The 16,212-nt window shown below is 44.5% G+C and carries 14 protein-coding genes; 8 read left to right on the top strand and 6 right to left on the bottom strand.

Annotation, left to right across the window (positions count from 1 at the left end):
- Window positions 1-151 precede the first annotated feature (151 nt).
- Window positions 152-1,573, top strand: coding sequence for an MBOAT family O-acyltransferase (locus tag AS034_RS16430; protein WP_058299377.1), 1,422 nt, complete (start codon window positions 152-154; stop codon window positions 1,571-1,573).
- Window positions 1,574-1,588: 15 nt separating this feature from the next.
- Window positions 1,589-2,743: a DHHW family protein gene (locus AS034_RS16425; RefSeq protein ID WP_058299376.1), complete on the top strand. Its 1,155-nt coding sequence runs from the start codon at window positions 1,589-1,591 to the stop codon at window positions 2,741-2,743.
- A 158-nt stretch (window positions 2,744-2,901) separates the two neighbouring features.
- Here AS034_RS16425 and AS034_RS16420 read toward each other — a convergent pair whose 3' ends face one another.
- Window positions 2,902-3,969, bottom strand: a complete 1,068-nt coding sequence (locus AS034_RS16420; protein WP_058299375.1) for an LCP family protein — start codon at window positions 3,967-3,969, stop codon at window positions 2,902-2,904.
- Between the two features lie 158 nt (window positions 3,970-4,127).
- Entirely contained in the window at window positions 4,128-4,763 is a 636-nt protein-coding gene (locus tag AS034_RS16415; RefSeq protein WP_058299374.1) for a YigZ family protein, read from the bottom strand.
- Window positions 4,764-5,301: 538 nt separating this feature from the next.
- On the opposite strand from AS034_RS16415, the gene AS034_RS16410 reads away from it, so the two are divergent.
- Window positions 5,302-6,444, top strand: a complete 1,143-nt coding sequence (locus AS034_RS16410) for a sensor histidine kinase (protein ID WP_058299373.1) — start codon at window positions 5,302-5,304, stop codon at window positions 6,442-6,444.
- A gap of 32 nt (window positions 6,445-6,476) precedes the next feature.
- Window positions 6,477-7,154 (top strand): response regulator, encoded by a 678-nt coding sequence (locus AS034_RS16405; RefSeq protein ID WP_058299372.1) that lies wholly within the window; start codon window positions 6,477-6,479, stop codon window positions 7,152-7,154.
- A 128-nt stretch (window positions 7,155-7,282) separates the two neighbouring features.
- Here AS034_RS16405 and AS034_RS16400 read toward each other — a convergent pair whose 3' ends face one another.
- Window positions 7,283-9,664, bottom strand: a complete 2,382-nt coding sequence (locus AS034_RS16400) for an immune inhibitor A domain-containing protein (RefSeq protein WP_058299371.1) — start codon at window positions 9,662-9,664, stop codon at window positions 7,283-7,285.
- 322 nt (window positions 9,665-9,986) lie between these two features.
- Between AS034_RS16400 and AS034_RS16395 the strand changes: the two genes are divergently transcribed.
- Genes AS034_RS16395 through AS034_RS16385 form a run of 3 tightly spaced genes read left to right on the top strand, consistent with a single transcriptional unit; the run spans window position 9,987 to window position 12,173 of the window.
- Entirely contained in the window at window positions 9,987-10,529 is a 543-nt protein-coding gene (locus tag AS034_RS16395; RefSeq protein WP_058299370.1) for a signal peptidase I, read from the top strand.
- A 48-nt stretch (window positions 10,530-10,577) separates the two neighbouring features.
- Window positions 10,578-11,300: a M73 family metallopeptidase gene (locus AS034_RS16390; protein WP_058299369.1), complete on the top strand. Its 723-nt coding sequence runs from the start codon at window positions 10,578-10,580 to the stop codon at window positions 11,298-11,300.
- Window positions 11,301-11,357: 57 nt separating this feature from the next.
- A complete protein-coding gene (locus AS034_RS16385) occupies window positions 11,358-12,173 on the top strand; it encodes a hypothetical protein (protein ID WP_058299368.1) in 816 nt (271 codons plus the stop codon).
- 36 nt (window positions 12,174-12,209) lie between these two features.
- Here AS034_RS16385 and treR read toward each other — a convergent pair whose 3' ends face one another.
- Window positions 12,210-12,932, bottom strand: coding sequence for a trehalose operon repressor (gene treR / locus AS034_RS16380; RefSeq protein WP_141687746.1), 723 nt, complete (start codon window positions 12,930-12,932; stop codon window positions 12,210-12,212).
- A gap of 118 nt (window positions 12,933-13,050) precedes the next feature.
- On the opposite strand from treR, the gene AS034_RS16375 reads away from it, so the two are divergent.
- A complete protein-coding gene (locus tag AS034_RS16375; RefSeq protein ID WP_058299366.1) occupies window positions 13,051-13,659 on the top strand; it encodes a Cif family virulence factor in 609 nt (202 codons plus the stop codon).
- Between the two features lie 29 nt (window positions 13,660-13,688).
- Here the strand turns inward: AS034_RS16375 and AS034_RS16370 are convergent, their stop codons facing one another.
- Window positions 13,689-13,868 (bottom strand): aspartyl-phosphate phosphatase Spo0E family protein, encoded by a 180-nt coding sequence (locus AS034_RS16370; protein WP_058299365.1) that lies wholly within the window; start codon window positions 13,866-13,868, stop codon window positions 13,689-13,691.
- Window positions 13,869-14,244: 376 nt separating this feature from the next.
- Window positions 14,245-15,930: an alpha,alpha-phosphotrehalase gene (treC, locus tag AS034_RS16365; RefSeq protein ID WP_058299364.1), complete on the bottom strand. Its 1,686-nt coding sequence runs from the start codon at window positions 15,928-15,930 to the stop codon at window positions 14,245-14,247.
- Window positions 15,931-16,212: the final 282 nt, after the last annotated feature.

The raw sequence follows: 16,212 nt of genomic DNA, 5'->3' as shown, positions 1-16,212 counted from the left end.
GCTTTTATGCGACAATATAGGATATAATATTACATTTTGTTACAAATCTAAAATAAAATATAGCAATTCTTGTTCAGTATGATAGAATTTACTTTGGTTAAAAATTTGAAAATTGCAACGTGAATAGACTAAAAAAGGGAGAAAGAATTTAATGGTTTTCAGTAATTTGGTTTTTATTTTCATGTTCCTGCCGGTCGTTCTTTTCTTTTATTTTATTGCAAGAAAAGAACTGAAAAACTTTGTCCTTATTTGTGCCAGCCTTGTCTTTTATGCGTGGGGAGAGCCAAAGTATGTGTTTCTGATGCTTTTCTCCATTCTATTAAACTACATATTTGGATTGGCCATCGATTATTTCAAGGATCAGAAGCTCAAAAAGGTGATGGTCGCATTAGCGGTGATTGGAAACCTTGCGATTCTTGGATACTATAAATATATCAATTTCCTAATTGATAATGTTAATCAGGTCTTGAATCTGGATATCAATGCAGAAAGCGTTCCATTACCAATCGGTATATCATTTTTTACCTTCCAGGCGATCAGTTATATCATTGATGTCTACAGGAAGGACACAAAGGTACAGAAGAGCTTCTTGGATCTCACGTTATACATCTCGCTTTTTCCGCAATTGGTCGCGGGGCCGATTGTCCGCTACAATACCGTTGCTGAACAGATTAAAAGCCGGATATCCACTCATGCAAAAGTGGCAGAAGGAATCCGCCGTTTTATTGTAGGCCTTTCGAAAAAAGTGCTGCTTGCGAATGGTTTCGGTGAAATTGCCGATACCATCTTTGCCATGAATCCAAGTGAAATGAGCATCGCTACTGCCTGGCTTGGAATCGCCGCATATACACTGCAGATTTATTTTGATTTCTCCGGCTACAGTGATATGGCGATCGGTTTAGGGAAGATGTTCGGATTTGATTTTGAAGAGAACTTCAATTTCCCTTACATTTCGAAGAGCATCGCAGAGTTCTGGAGAAGATGGCATATTTCTTTAGGGACCTGGTTCAAGGATTATGTATACATCCCGCTAGGCGGTAACAGGGGAAGCACATTCATGACTGTGCGGAATCTACTTATTGTATGGACCATCACCGGATTCTGGCATGGTGCCAGCTGGACCTTCTTGGCATGGGGCTTCTATTATGGGTTCCTGATCGTGCTTGAACGTCTGGGACTTGGCAAGCTTCTATCCAGGTTATGGTCGCCCTTACAGCATGCGTATGTTCTCATACTGGTCATGATCGGCTGGGTGTTTTTCAGGGCTGACAACTTCAGTTACTCATTTGAATTTCTCCAAACGATGTTCGGTTTCAACCAGCATATCTTGACTGACACTCAGGCCCATATCACCTGGAATGATAATTGGTACGTGTTCCTTCTGGGAATCATTTTCAGTACACCGGTATTTGTGGCACTGAATCGCTGGACGATGGAGAAAATTGGGGAAAACAAATTCATGAACACTGCTTATCAGGGAATGAAATACGCCGGCTATATGGTTTTCATGGTGCTGGTTACGATTCTTCTGGTGAATTCAACCTATAATCCGTTCATTTATTTCCGATTTTAAAAGAGGGGGATATCATTGTTAAATAAGATATTTATCGTGGCTTTTTTGACGTTTATCTTTATCATGGCCCCCTATATTCAATTTATGGGAGCCAATGAAGTTTCACGGTTTGAAAACAGGAATCTGCAGCAGAAGCCCGACATGACGATTGACAAACTTACGGATGGGACTTACATGGAGGATTTCGAAAAATACTTTACCGACCAATTCCCGGGGAGGAATGTATGGGTAAAATCATATCTGAATTTCCAGAGGTCTACCGATAAAACGTTTATCTATGATTATTACATTACGGATCGAAATTGGATCATGCCGAAGCCGGATACCTCATACCGGACGAAAGATATGAAAAAGGCTGTTGAAAATCTGGAAGGCGTTAATAAAACGGCTGAAGAGGCAGGTTCAAGATTGATTTATGTGTCTTTGCCGCATAAGGTGAATCATGTTAATATCGATAAGCCTTCCTATATAATGGAAGATAAAGGGATCAAGAGTAAAAAATTTATGATGGAGCAACTGGACCAGACAGAAGTAGAAGTACTTGATATAGGGAAGAAGATGGAGAAAGAATTATCTTCGGAAGAAATAAATTCCCTCTACTATAAAACAGATCATCACTGGAATGTGAACGGAGCATTCTACGCATTTGAAAAGCTTGCTGACCACCTTGACATCCCGGTTGATGAAAAAGAATATAAAGAAGAATGCTTTCCAAACAAGGCATTCGAAGGAAGCTATAACCGCCAGCTATATATGATGGTGGATGCTTCCAATGAGAATATGTGTATTAAATACCCTAAAGAAGAATTTGAATCCTATAAGGTTTCTGCAAACGGCAGGGACGTTTCTGTCGATGATGTTTTTGCGTTGGCAAGAAACAGGGAAGAAAAGCTGGTAGAATATAAACATCTGTTTACAGGTGATTATGCCATGCTCAGTATCCAGAATCCACTTGCAGATAACGATAAGAAAGTCCTTATTTCAAAGGATTCTTATACAAACCCGATGGTTTCCCTGATCGCTCAGAAATTTTCCCAAATTGATGTAGTTGATTTGAGACACTATAAAAAGAAGACCTTTGAACAGTTGATAGAAGAAAACGGATATGATTATGTACTCATCATGATCAATGATGATAAGCTCATTGGTCCTGTTTATAAATTTAATTAAAGCAGCAGGAAGGCAGCTCTTTAGAATGGGCTGCCTTTTATATTACCTGAGGCAGGCGCTGAAGAATACAAAAATAAACAAACGCACAGCGGGCCGTCATCCGTCATGACACCCGCCGTGCGTTTGATATTTTTATTTACCGGAAACACTTCCATCGATCAATAAGAAGCAGCATCGCTTTCTTCTGTTTCGTATGCATCTTCTCCGTTGTTCGTCTCGGCCGTGGAATCTTCCGAACTGTCTGCAGTGTTTGTCTCCACTTCCAAGTGCTCTTGTAATTCAATGGCAGTATTGGCTACACTGGTATCACCCAGCTGCCAGTAATACACACCATCAATGTAGGAATCTTCCCCTTCAAGCGAGAGGGTGTTCATATCAAGCTTTTTCTTAAGACCGTAACTGGATAAAGCTTTCATCTCATCAAACGTCATATTCGTCTCCATATTGTCGCCGATGGCTTGTATGATATCATCGTACTTCGTCAAGGCATTGGCAGAGATGGCTTTCTTCATGACACCCTTCAGGATCTCCTGCTGACGTTTACCGCGCTCGATATCGTTGTCCATTTTCCGTGTACGGGCAAGGGCAAGCGCCTCTTCGCCATCAAGCGTCTGCATTCCAGGCATCAGGTGGATGGCATCTTTCGTATCGGTGGAATCCTGTTCGTACATTTCATATGGAACTTCGACATTGATGCCGTCAAGGGCATCAACCACATCGATAAAAGCGTGAAAGTTCATTTTGACGTAATAATCGACGGGGATATTAAACAGGGACTCGACTGCTTCAATGGAAGCTTTCGGTCCGCCGAATGCATGAGCGTGGTTGATCTTTGTGTTGTAGCCTACTTCTGGAAGATATACATAAGAATCACGCGGGATACTGACAAGCTTGACTGATTTATTTTTTTCATTCAGTGTGGCAAGCATCAGGGCGTCAGAACGGGTGGAACTGCCATAGTTGCGGGTATCACTTTCATCCACACCTATAAATAAGATGGAAACATTGTCAATATTGGGGTCAACCTGCTTGTCCCGCAGGTCGGATTTTTCCCTTCCTTCTATATTATTGAAGGAATCATTGAAAACTGTCTCGGCTTTCTTATAGAGCAGGGCACCGTAGCCCGCAACCGAGAATGTGATGATCAGCAGGGGGACGATGATAAAATAAAAAATCCTCCTCCTGCGCTTTTTCTTTCTTTGCTGCTTTGAATTGTAACGATCCATTTATTGAACTCCTTTATAACGGGATATGTAAGTTTTTCAAAATTCGCCGAATTAACCTAACTTTCATTCTACTATGCAATCCCATTACCGTAAAATAAAAGTTTTATTACAAAATAAAGGACGGACCTTTAGCGTGCTAAAGACCCGCCCTCGCTGCATTACTCCGCTAAAGTCTCAAGGTATTCAACTTCTCCTTCTGTGATTTCCCCTTGTCCGTTTGTGAGTTCGGTCATCCAGTCGATAAAAGAATCTTTGGATGCTTCCTCAACATAGACCTCCACTTCCACAGCATCAAGATAATGAATGTCTTTCAATTGATAATGAGAGGAACGTACTTCGTTCTCTACTTTCCCAAGCCAGGTATAGTCAATCTTCGTTTTCATGATGCGCATCAGCTTTCTTTCGACGACACCGGTGGCATCTAATCCTTCTGATACAGATTTCCCGTATGCACGGATCAACCCTCCGGCGCCCAATTTGATACCGCCAAAATAACGTGTCACGACAACCACTGTATCTTTGAGGCCGCGCTTTTTCAGCACTTCTAGCATCGGAACCCCCGCTGTGCCGCTCGGCTCCCCGTCATCGTTCGCCTTCTGGATGAGATCATTCTCCCCAATCATATAAGCGGAGCAGTTATGATTGGCGTCCCAGTGTTTTTTCTTAATATCATCAATGAAAGCCTTGGCCTCTTCTTCAGTTTCTGCCCGGTTTACGTATGCAATGAAGCGTGAGCGCTCGATATTGATTTCATTTTCTCCGTATCCTTTTACAGTATTATATCGATGTAACAATTTGTATTCTCCTTCCAATTAAAGATGTTTACCGTATATATAGAAAGGGTATATAATTCAGGCTTAATTACTATTACTACTATAAAGTACATAGTGAAAAATTGCACTGATTCCGAAGTTTCGACAAGGAAATAAATGGTTCTACATGAAATAATGGTAATACAATGTAACGAAACTTTAATCTCCGACAATATATGACATGGTATAATTGACGCTGAACATACTACTTCCTGTGTTCCTAACTTATGTTCGTAGGTGAATGGTCTCTTTTAAGGGGACTCACAGGAAAGGACCGTAAAAACCCTGATATAAAGGTATTGCGGAGAAATATGCCTAGATGAATAAAGGATATTATCGATTTTGCATTGAATTTATTATAGGTATATTTTATAAATGAAACTATAGGTAGTTAGACATGCCATCGCGTGGCACTGCGATAAAAAATCCATTAGTTATTATATAAGAATACTACCTTATGGATATCAGCAACGATCTTTCTGGGTATAAATGAAACGTGGAACCAAAAGAGGGGTGTACCGTGTCACTTAAAAAAATAAACACCAAGATGCTGGACCTCATCCTTGAGAAAATGGTGGAGACGGTCGATCACAGCAAGGATGAAATCTTCCAGATCGGTGAACAATGCAGAAACGACTTTGAAGACTTAAACAATGAATTATTAGAAGTAAAGGAAATGGTGGTCAAGGTCATTGATGAAGGCGATGACCTGACGCGTAAATCAAGACTAGCGAGACTCAGGCTTTCTGAAGTGAGCAAGCATTTCCAGACCTATTCGGAAGATCAGGTCAGGGAAGCATATGAAGCAGCCCACGACCTTCAAATGAAGCTGTCGATGAACCGTCAGCTAGAAAAGCAGCTGCGGGACCGCCGGGATGAGCTGCAGAGACGCCTGCAGTCTTTGGGCGATACAATTGACCGTGCCGAGCATTTATGTACGCAGATATCGGTCGTCCTAAATTATCTCAATAGTGATCTTAGACAAGTGAATGAGGCACTGGAAGATGCAAAGCAGCGCCAGGATTTCGGGCTGCAGATCATCGAAGCGCAGGAGGAAGAGCGGAAGCGCCTGTCACGGGAAATCCATGACGGCCCCGCGCAGATGATGGCCAACGTCCTGATGCGTTCTGATTTGATCGACAGGGTTTACAGGGAAAAAGGCTCGGAGGAAGCGATCAAGGAGATCCGCGACCTGAAGAAGATGGTCCGGTCCGCCCTTTACGAGGTGCGCCGTATCATCTACGATCTCAGGCCGATGGCGCTCGACGACCTCGGATTGATCCCGACCCTCAGAAAGTACTTAAGCACAATCGAAGAATATAACCATAAAACAAGCATCCAATTCGTGAATATCGGCCTTGATATCAGGCTGCCTTCCAAATATGAAGTCGCCTTGTTCAGGCTGGTCCAGGAATGTGTACAGAATGCGTTGAAACATGCTGAATCGACACATATCCAAGTGAAAGTGGAAGTGAAGAAAGACAAGATAACCGTTGTGGTCAAAGACAACGGCAAAGGATTCGATATAGAAACACAAAAAACGGGATCCTTTGGCATCATGGGGATGAAAGAACGTGTCGACCTTCTCGAAGGAGACATCACGATTGACTCTAAATTAGGGGCAGGAACCGTTGTATTGATCCAGGTTCCGCTCAATAAATAAATTTTTTTCGAAGGATTAGGGAGGCGAATGACATGTCAACAAATATTGTAATCATCGACGATCACCAGTTATTCAGAGAAGGAGTAAAACGCATTCTGGAATTTGAGGCTTCCTTTAATGTGGTTGCGGAGGGCGATGATGGATCTGAAGCAATCAACCTTGTGGAAACCCACGAACCGGATGTCGTTCTGATGGACATCAACATGCCTGAAACAAACGGGGTGGAAGCTACCCGTGAACTGATGGATAAATATCCGGAAACGAAGGTCATCATCCTCTCTATCCACGATGATGAGAACTATGTCAATCACGCATTGAAAACGGGTGCACTTGGATATCTTCTAAAGGAAATGGACTCCGAAGCACTGATTCAAGCGGTGAAAGTGGTTGCAGAAGGTGGGTCATATGTCCATCCTAAAGTAACCCACAACCTAGTGGCAGAATATAAGCGCCTGGCAAACGCACAAAGCGCGGGCGGATTCCAGCAGTCCGAAGTTCGCCGCCCATTGCATTTACTGACGCGCCGCGAATGTGAAGTACTGCAGATGCTTGCTGACGGAAAGAGCAACCGCGGGATCGGTGAAGCTCTGTATATCAGTGAGAAAACGGTTAAAAACCATGTAAGTAACATTCTTCAAAAGATGAACGTAAACGACCGTACCCAGGCTGTTGTGACAGCGATTAAGAATGGCTGGGTCGAGGTGCGATAAATAATAAAACAGGGTTTGTAAGTTGTCGTTAGAAAAACAGTCCCCCCATATGGGGGGACTGTTTTTTTCGAAAAAAAGGACACACGATATGCCCATCGCGTGTCCCAACCTATACGGATTACCAACCTTTATCTTGACAATCTTACCTTCCCGACCGACTTATCCTTGGCTTGGTCGGTAACGAGCACTTTCAATCCATACTTAGTGAGATTGCGTCCTGCATCAGGAAGGAATTTGTTATTATAATCTTTACCGTCATTAAATAACGGAACCCCGCGCTGGCTTTCCAGAGTCAATGTCGTGTCCGGATAGACCAGGTTCATCCCTGACGTAGGGAAGAAATTAAAGGCGGCATCAGCTACATGGTAGCGGCTCGAGGCCGGAGTGCCGTCACTCCATACCATCTTCGTATCATCATGAGCATCCACCACACCGAGGAAGCCGTCCCCAGGATGGATTCCGGTCCAGTTCTCGGTGAAGGAATCATCCACGTACCATACAACAAGGCCGCCATCATATTTCATCAGCGAGCTGCCGCGTGCGATGTGTGCCAGCCCTTCATCGACCCCCTGGTGATTACGCCACTCCAGTAAATAATAGTGATCTGTATATTTAGATCCGTCGAAACGTTCAAACCCATTTAACATGAAAGAAGAACTGTCTGATTCAGCTCCATCCTCGACAATAGTGGCTCCGTCTGCAACCACTTTGATATTATCCGCGAAGAATCCTACATGGGATGTACCCCAGTCGGTAGCGTAACGCAGTCTCAGCTTAATGTTTTTACCTGCATACTCATTCAGGTCAAACGATTGGGCTTCCCAGCCATTCGAATTACCCGTGAAGCCAGGCATCGAGTCCAAAATGGTAGGATATGCTTCAGGTACCGCATCACTACTCGTATTCTCATTACCTAAAGAAGTCCATGATTCACCATTGTCAGTGGACACTTGTACAAAGCCGAAATCCCACTGTTCTTCAATGTCATACCAGGCATCGAACGTCAGCTCAACGGACGATTTACCTGTCAGATCAAGATCGACCTCCATATTGGTGTCGATTTCATCCTGCTGCCCGCCCCAATACTCATAGCTGCCGGAAGCAGGGGTGTTTACAGGTGTTTTCTTCTCCGGCAGATTTACCTGAAGGGCCTGATGGTTCCGGCCGTTAGGAGAATTTGCCTGGTCTAAAAGGAAGTCCGTTCCCTTTTTATTCAGGTCTTCCAGATCAACCACCTCAGGGGATGTCCAATTCCCGCCTAGAGTCGATTGTAAGTACATTTTTGCCCATGGAGAAAATCCTGTCGGCTCGGTTCCCGGGATTTTTCCTGCCCAGGATCCCGCGGACATGATCGACCAGTATTCTACCGCATCTCCTGCGCCTGAATAAATCGTATCGTATTCATCCGGCAGTCCGAGGTCATGGCCGTATTCATGGGCGAATACACCGGTTGCCCCGTCTTCAGGCATTACTGTGTAATCATAGAATCCAGGCTTGCCTTTACCGAGACCATCGGGATCTACGAATTTAGCGGAACGGTGAGACCAGATGGCATCATCATACAGTGAACCGCCGCCTGCTTCCTGACCCATTCCTGCATGGATGATTTGCAAGTGGTCAACCAAGCCATCCGGCTCCCAGTAGTTTCCGTCTCCATCAAGATCATGCGGATCTTCCAGATCATAGTCTTCAAGAGGAATCCCTGCTTCTAATGCTGCTGCATAAGTATCGACGATCAATTGCTTTGAACCGCCAGGTGTTACGTTATCGTGGCCCCCGTTAGCATTGTCGGCGCCGTAGTATTTCGCCGTCCCCGGAACCTTCAGCCAGCCGTAAGCCTTTCCTTCTATGGTATAAGTCCCTCCGGACTGTTCTTCATAGAACTGCTTCTGGGAAACAAAGTCTTCCCCGTTCGGACCTTTCACACCATCCTCACCGAAGATCATCTCTTCGAAGTGCTCAGTATTGTAATCAGAATAGTAGTTATCGGTTTCGTGAGGCTGGATATTGTTGTGTTCGAAATCCGAGTATTCCACCATAATGGTGAGAAGTTTCCCTTTTTTCGCCACGCCGGGAGAAGGCGATTCTTTCACCGGTTTAGGATGCGCGGTGCTTCCCTCCAGTTTCCCTGAGCTCCCCTTTAAGGTTTCCTTTTTGAATTTCTCATGCTTTTCGGACTCAGCGGCCTTTACTTTCCCGATGATCGGGTCTTTTTTACCGCTGGTGTCCTCGACTTTCTTTCCTTTCAGTTCAATATACTGCTCGAGTGCTTTTTGTTTGGTGGCATCGGAAGCCTTGGAAGAAATCTTCCCACGTTTGATCAATGAATCAAGCAATTTCTCATCATTGACCAAGGATAAATCCAATGTACCCTTGAAATGTGAAGCATGATTTTCTTCTTTTACTTTTACATCACTTACCGTCTGCACACCCGCCGAAACCGGGATACCGGCAAATAATGTACCTGCCACGACGACGGAAGTGAGACCTGCTTTCAATAGCTTGCTCATAAAAAACCCCCTAATGTTAGTTTGTTACATTCCTATATTATTCTATTAAAAATCAATTTGGTAGAAGAGTTGCTCATCAAAAAACGACATAAAACATTACAGGTAAGTAAACGGAAAGTTCGTTTTAAAGAACAAAAAGAGCGTCTCATTCTTCGTCATGATTGACTTTTATGTACAACGGAGTAATGATGGACGCGTTAAGAAAAACAGAAGGATTTTGTCGCTTTTTAGCGAACGTTTTGTTCTTAATAACGTTGACACTTCCATATAATTCTAGTAGATTTGTGTACAGGCAAAGAAATTGAATAGAGGAGGGGAGTTGGTGGGAAAGAAACTAGCAAAAGTTGCGATGTATTTCCTGACAGTATTTGTTTTATGCAGTATTGTGTTTTTACTATTTTCAACGTATCAAGCTAAGAAGGATCCAATGAAGGTTCCGTCCTTTTTCGGATACAAACCGATGACGGTGCTGACAAACAGTATGAAACCTGAAATCAGTGCAGGGGATATGATCCTGGTGAAGGAAGCAATAACCGAAGAAATCAAGAAAGGGGATATCCTCACTTTCCAAACTGCTCAAAAGCGGGTCGTCACCCACCGGGTCGCAGAGGTAACCCCGCAAGGATTCATAACCAAGGGTGACAATAATAATGTAGAGGATGGGGAAAGGGCCAAGCCTGCCAATGTCATAGGAAAAGTCGCCTTCATCCTGCCGAATGCCGGGTACATAGCGAAACTCATTTCCAGTAAACTTGGTTTCTCATTATTTGTCCTGCTGCCGTTCCTGCTTTACATCCTGATAGAAGTCTACCAGCGCATATCCAAGTATTTAAATGATAAAGAGAAGACTGCAAAGGTTCATTAATATTTTCACTAAAAAAATATATATCCAATTTGGGGAGGAAAAAAGAATATGAAAAATGTAAAGAAAGCATTATTGGCAACATCATTGGCGGGAGCCTTGGTAGTAAGTGCAGGATACGGTACATACTCATGGTTCACATCCAGTACACAGGCTGTGGGAACGATTGAAAACGGTACATTGTCCGTAAATAACGGGGAATCGATTTCGACTCCTTTATTCAGCGGGGAGTCATTTGCGCCTTCGCAAGTGGTGATGGGGAATTTCGTCACACTTGAAAACACAGGAAGCCTCGATCAGCAGCTTAAAGTGACGTATACCGGATCCGTCGATAAGGCATCTGCAGATCCATATAAGATTTACTACCTGGCTTTCAAATATAAAGAGAAACCAAGCGGGGATGTACTGAAGGATTGGAGAATGGCATGGGAGAGGGGCTTCTACAACGGAAATATTAATCCATCGATGAGCCTTGCAAAATCGGCAGCACCATCATTACCTGAAGGTGTAGAAGTGATCACAGGTGAAGTAACGATCGAGGAAGCGCAAGCGATGGCAGCCATGGCGAAATCTGCTGAAGGATCAAGCAAGTATTATAAGGTAGGAAATGATAAATTCTTCAAACTGAATCCGAATCAATATATCGACATCGTATTCGATGTCAAGCTTGATCAAAAAGCCGGGAATGAATACCAGGGTGCTGTTTACAGCGGAAGCTTGAACGTCGAGGCGAAACAGACGGATCAAGGCGGCAAATTTGAAAATAAGAAATAATGATACTTGGCCAGGCAGCCTTGTGAAGGCTGCCCGCCTTCACGAGAGGGGAACGAAATGAGGGTGATCCACACCGAATCTGAAGAAGTGAACGTGAAAAAAAGAAAGCCCAATGTTGTTCTGGGCACCTTCCTGAGCCTGTTTATCGTCTACTTGGTTTCCTTTGCCATGACAGCGGCACCCGGCACCTATGCCTGGCTCACATCGGAGACGAGTGCAACAGGAACGATTACGAATGCCACAACCAAGGATCTGCTCGAATTTCAGTCCTCGAAAGTCCGTTACGGGGAACAATGCAGGATCCAGCACACGTTAAAAGTGAAGAATATATCAGAGATGAATACCACCGTCACCGTTTCCCTGTCTGCGGGGAGCGGCTATGAATCAGTAAAAAGCAAAGAATTGAAACCGGGACAGACGCTTACCGTGAAGCCGGACCTGCCGAGGGATTCATGCGAAACTGAATCACTTCCGTATCGAATCCAGGCTTTTCATCACTATGTAGATGAGACATATTCCGTTTCAGTTGATACGGCTAAATTGAAAGAAACCATAGTACCGGCCGTACAAGAAAAGCCGGAAGTGGAGAAGGATGAAGAAAAAACAAAGAAAAAAGAAGAACCTCCAGTTGAACAGCCTGCTACTGAAAAACCGGAAAAAGAGGAAGCGGAAGAACCTGCAGCTGAGCAGCCTTCAACGGATACTGGACAAGAAGGTGAACCTGCGGAAGCTGAAGAGGGGAATCCAACTGGGCAAGAGGGAGAAGCCGATGAGCCTGCTTCCGGGGACCAGGTGGAAGAAACCGGGGCATCCGTTCAAGCGGGCAGCAATAATCCCAGTGGAACTATAGACTCTGAACAGAAGGAAGAATAAAAAAGATCCACTCCCGAAGCAGCAGGAGTGGATTTTTTAGTTCTTCCGCCGCGCAAAATCCACAAACCGGAATTTATCCAGCCTGTGCCGGGACTCAGTATACTCAAATAGCGTTGCATCCTTCAAATGCACATAATTCTTCACGACGACCACATGATCATAGTCGTCCAGATCAAGGTATCTGCGATCTTCATCCGTGCATTCCTCAACGACGATTTCCTTTTTGGCAAAGTCGATCGGCAGCTCCAGTTCCTTTTCCAAGTACTCGTAAATGGAGTTCTCGCAGATTTCCTTTGTGAGCAGGGGAACCTCGGATTTAAGGAAATAAGACTTGTCCAGGATGATTCTTTCACCCTGAATGCGCCGGGAGCGGACAACATTCCAAATTTCTGTGCTGTCTGCCACTTCAAAAATGGAAGAGAGGCTGCTGTCTGCATTCTCAAGGCCGAATTCATGAACGGTGGTCTCAATATCCTCCCGGCCTATTGAAGATTGGAGCTCTTTGAAGCTGACCAGTCCTGAGATAGGGAAGTTTAAGCGTGACACATCCAGCACGAGTGAACCTTTGCCGCGAAGTTTTTGGATCAGGCCTTTCTGCGCGAGAAGTGTAAGCGCTTTCCTTATCGTCTCGCGTGAGGTCGAATACATCCCGGTCAGTTCGTTCTCTGAGGGAAGGATGGTATTCGTCTTATAGGTACCATTTTGTATCTTTTCCGAGAGATCTTCGAAGATTTGTTTGTATTTATTGCTTTTCGTCATAAATATCACCATCTATTATTTTACCATAATGTCAGCTGGAAATGAGATTCAACTTGAGTGTTGCGAATATTTTCAATAGAATGGAGATAGCGCAAATTTTAGAAAAGGGTGAAGAGTATTGTCGACACAACATTGGAAGAAAATCATGCTTGGTATCGGGATGAGCACCTTGTTGCTTGCTGCCTGCGGCGGCGAGGACGAAGTGAAGGAAGAGAAGAAGGATACGGAAGAGGTTCAGAAAGAGGATCCGAAGAAAGACCCTGCAACGGATGAAGCAGCATCGCTTCAACAAATGACACAGGTCGTGGAAGATGCTGGCGCCATTAAAGAAGTGGAAGATATTCCTGCAGAAGAGAAAACGGCGATTACGGATGCCTTTAATCAATATATCAATGCGTTCAATGAAGAGGACTTTGACTCATATATGAGCGTCATTTCAAAGACGCCTGTGAATTTCAAGTATGAAGATGAAAAGCGCTACGTGAAGCAAATCTTTGATGCTGTCGATTCGAAGCGTTCGGTAAGCGATATGAAAATCATCAATTATGCTGGAAAAAAAGCCGATGTCTATGCTAATATAGAGGCGACTACCAAAGACCCCAACAGCGACAAAGAAGTAACCCGTTCAGGAAAACAGGTTACGGTTTTTCACAAGAAGGATGATGGCTGGAAGGTAGCGGCCATCTTCTTCCTGGCAAGTGAAGAGGATAAAGAAAAAGAAGAATAAGAAAATAGCCTGCGGCTGGATTCCGCAGGCTATTTTTTATGTATAGAGTCTTTGTGTTCAGTATATGCGTTGAACAAATCATCAAGTTCCTGACTCAGCCTGATGGTTGCCGGGTGGGTGAAGCCGTGGACAAGAGCGAAGGATTGAAGCTCGGAGCGCTTTTTTTCCATTTCGTACTTGATGTTTTGCAGTTTGTTGGCAGTTTGCATGGAATCCCTCCTCTTGTGGTTGTGACTATATTATGACATATTTCTCGGGAAATGTGTCGAAACTGCTAATATTTGTTTTACAGTTTTTTGTAGTGGATATATTTAGATACAGCTTTAATGCCGCTTTTGATTTCCGTGCAGGACTTCGCTTTCCGCGGGTGACCCGTGAGCCTCCTCGTCGCTGCGCTCCTCCGGGGTCTCACATTAGTCACTTCTCCCGCAGGAGTCTTCGTCCTGCACTCCAATCAAAAGCTGGAATGTCTATAAATCAACAATTACATTTTAATAGTTATTAAGAAACCATTTTTACTCGTTTTTATATATAGGTTGGAATAAAACCAAAAAAGGTACCCGCTAAATGCAGGTACCCTTGAGGTTATTTGGTTAAACGGAATGCTGCGGATTCGTATGGGCGCAGTGTGATATCGTTGTATCGGTTTGGTGTGTCGCTGTAGTTTGAGATTAGGATTTCGCTGGTCCAGCCTTCGACATTTACCTCGGATGGGAGGGTGAAGGTTGTTTCTTTTTCGTAGAAGTTGTTCACTACGAGCAGTTTTTGTCCGTCGCCGTTTCGGATGTAGGCGAAGATTTCCGGATGCTCTTCCAGGATCAGCTGGTAGTCGCCGTCTACGATGATGCTGTATTCTTTGCGGAGGCGGTTCAGTTTCTGGTAGTGGTAGAATACAGAGTTTTCGTCTGACAATGCGTTTTCTACGTTGATTTCTTTGTAGTTCTTCGCCACCGGGATCCAAGGTGTTCCAGATGTGAAGCCGCTGTTTTCCTCACCGTTCCACTGGACGGGTGTTCTTGAGTTGTCGCGTGATTTGTGACGGAGAATCTCCAGGATTTCCTCTTCTGACTTTCCTTCTTCTTTTAAAATATTGAAGATATTGATCGATTCGACATCACGGTATTCATCGATGCTTGTGAATTTCGGGTTGGTCATCCCGATTTCTTCGCCTTGATAGATGTAAGGCGTACCTTGCATCATATGGATCGTTGTCGCGAGCATCTTCGCTGATTCGTTGCGATACTCTCCGTCATTGCCGTATCGGGACACGATACGCGGCTGATCGTGGTTGCACCAGAAGAGCGCGTTCCAGCCGCCGCCTTTATGCATTTCACTCTGCCATGTCGATAAGATGTCTTTCAACTTCATAAAATCAAAGTCAGCCACCGACCATTTCTCGCCGTTCGGGTAATCCACTTTGAGGTGGTGGAAATTGAACGTCATGCTGAGTTCGCTGCGGTCAGGGTTCGAGTACTTGATGCAATTATCGATTGTTGTAGACGACATTTCCCCGACGGTCATGATGTCGTATTGGGAGAAGACTTCTTTGTTCATCTCCTGCATGTACTCATGAACTTTCGGGCCGTCTGTATAAAACTTGCGTCCATCACCGGGTGCCACGGAGCCGTCATCGTCCGGGAAATCCTGGTCCTTGGAGATAAGGTTGATGACGTCCAGGCGGAAGCCGTCGACTCCTTTTTTGAGCCAAAAGTGCATCATGTCGTACAGTTTTTTGCGGACTTCATCGTTTTCCCAATTCAGGTCGGCCTGTGTGACATCGAAAAGATGGAGGTAGTACTGCCCGGTTTCCTCGTCGTACTGCCATGCGTTTCCACCGAATTTGGACTGCCAGTTCGTCGGTTCTGATCCGTCAGGCTTTCCGTCTTTCCAAATGTAAAAGTCACGGTATTCGTTGTCTTTTGATTTGCGCGATTCGATGAACCACTCGTTTTCTGTTGATGTATGATTGATGACGATGTCCATGATGATTTTGATGCCGCGTTTGTGCGCTTCTTCGAGCAGCTCATCGAAGTCTTCCATGGTGCCGTAATCGTCATGGATGTTGAAGTAGTCGCTGATGTCGTAGCCGTTGTCGCGCTGGGGGGATTTGTAGATGGGTGTGAGCCAGACGACGTCGATGCCTAGTTCTTTCAGGTAGTCGAGTTTTTGGGTGATTCCTTTGATGTCGCCTACGCCGTTGCCGGTCGTGTCGTTGAAGCTTTTCGGGTAGATTTGATAGACGACGGAGTTTTTCCACCATGGTTGTTTCATTTTGATTCGCACCTTTCATTACTTATTTAGTAGTAGATATACCGCTTTTTATTTCCGTGGAAGGCTTCGCTTTCCGCGGGTGACCCGTGAGCCTCCTCGTCGCTTGCGCTCCTGCGGGGTCTCACATTGGCCACTTCTCCCGCAGGAGTCTACGCCTTCCACTCCAATAAAAAGCTGGAACAGGCTATTATCCTGAAGTTACAAAACAGATAGGAGGAGGCACAATAAAGTCTGCTCCTCATCAAATCATTAATTTTAAAATGTGAAAAGCAAAAAGAGGGG

The organism is [Bacillus] enclensis (assembly GCF_001456935.1).
GTDB lineage: Bacteria > Bacillota > Bacilli > Bacillales > Bacillaceae_B > Rossellomorea > Rossellomorea enclensis.
This window is presented reverse-complemented; position numbering and strand designations above follow the sequence as displayed.

What these genes read in the sequence shown, in the direction of transcription:
- treC (WP_058299364.1), bottom strand. Translation starts at nt 15,930, where the DNA reads ATGAAACAACCATGGTGGAAAAACTCCGTCGTCTATCAAATCTACCCG.
- AS034_RS16370 (WP_058299365.1), bottom strand. Translation starts at nt 13,868, where the DNA reads ATGCAAACTGCCAACAAACTGCAAAACATCAAGTACGAAATGGAAAAA.
- AS034_RS16385 (WP_058299368.1), top strand. Translation starts at nt 11,358, where the DNA reads ATGAGGGTGATCCACACCGAATCTGAAGAAGTGAACGTGAAAAAAAGA.
- AS034_RS16430 (WP_058299377.1), top strand. Translation starts at nt 152, where the DNA reads ATGGTTTTCAGTAATTTGGTTTTTATTTTCATGTTCCTGCCGGTCGTT.
- AS034_RS16400 (WP_058299371.1), bottom strand. Translation starts at nt 9,664, where the DNA reads ATGAGCAAGCTATTGAAAGCAGGTCTCACTTCCGTCGTCGTGGCAGGT.
- AS034_RS16405 (WP_058299372.1), top strand. Translation starts at nt 6,477, where the DNA reads ATGTCAACAAATATTGTAATCATCGACGATCACCAGTTATTCAGAGAA.
- AS034_RS16390 (WP_058299369.1), top strand. Translation starts at nt 10,578, where the DNA reads ATGAAAAATGTAAAGAAAGCATTATTGGCAACATCATTGGCGGGAGCC.
- treR (WP_141687746.1), bottom strand. Translation starts at nt 12,932, where the DNA reads ATGACGAAAAGCAATAAATACAAACAAATCTTCGAAGATCTCTCGGAA.
- AS034_RS16420 (WP_058299375.1), bottom strand. Translation starts at nt 3,969, where the DNA reads ATGGATCGTTACAATTCAAAGCAGCAAAGAAAGAAAAAGCGCAGGAGG.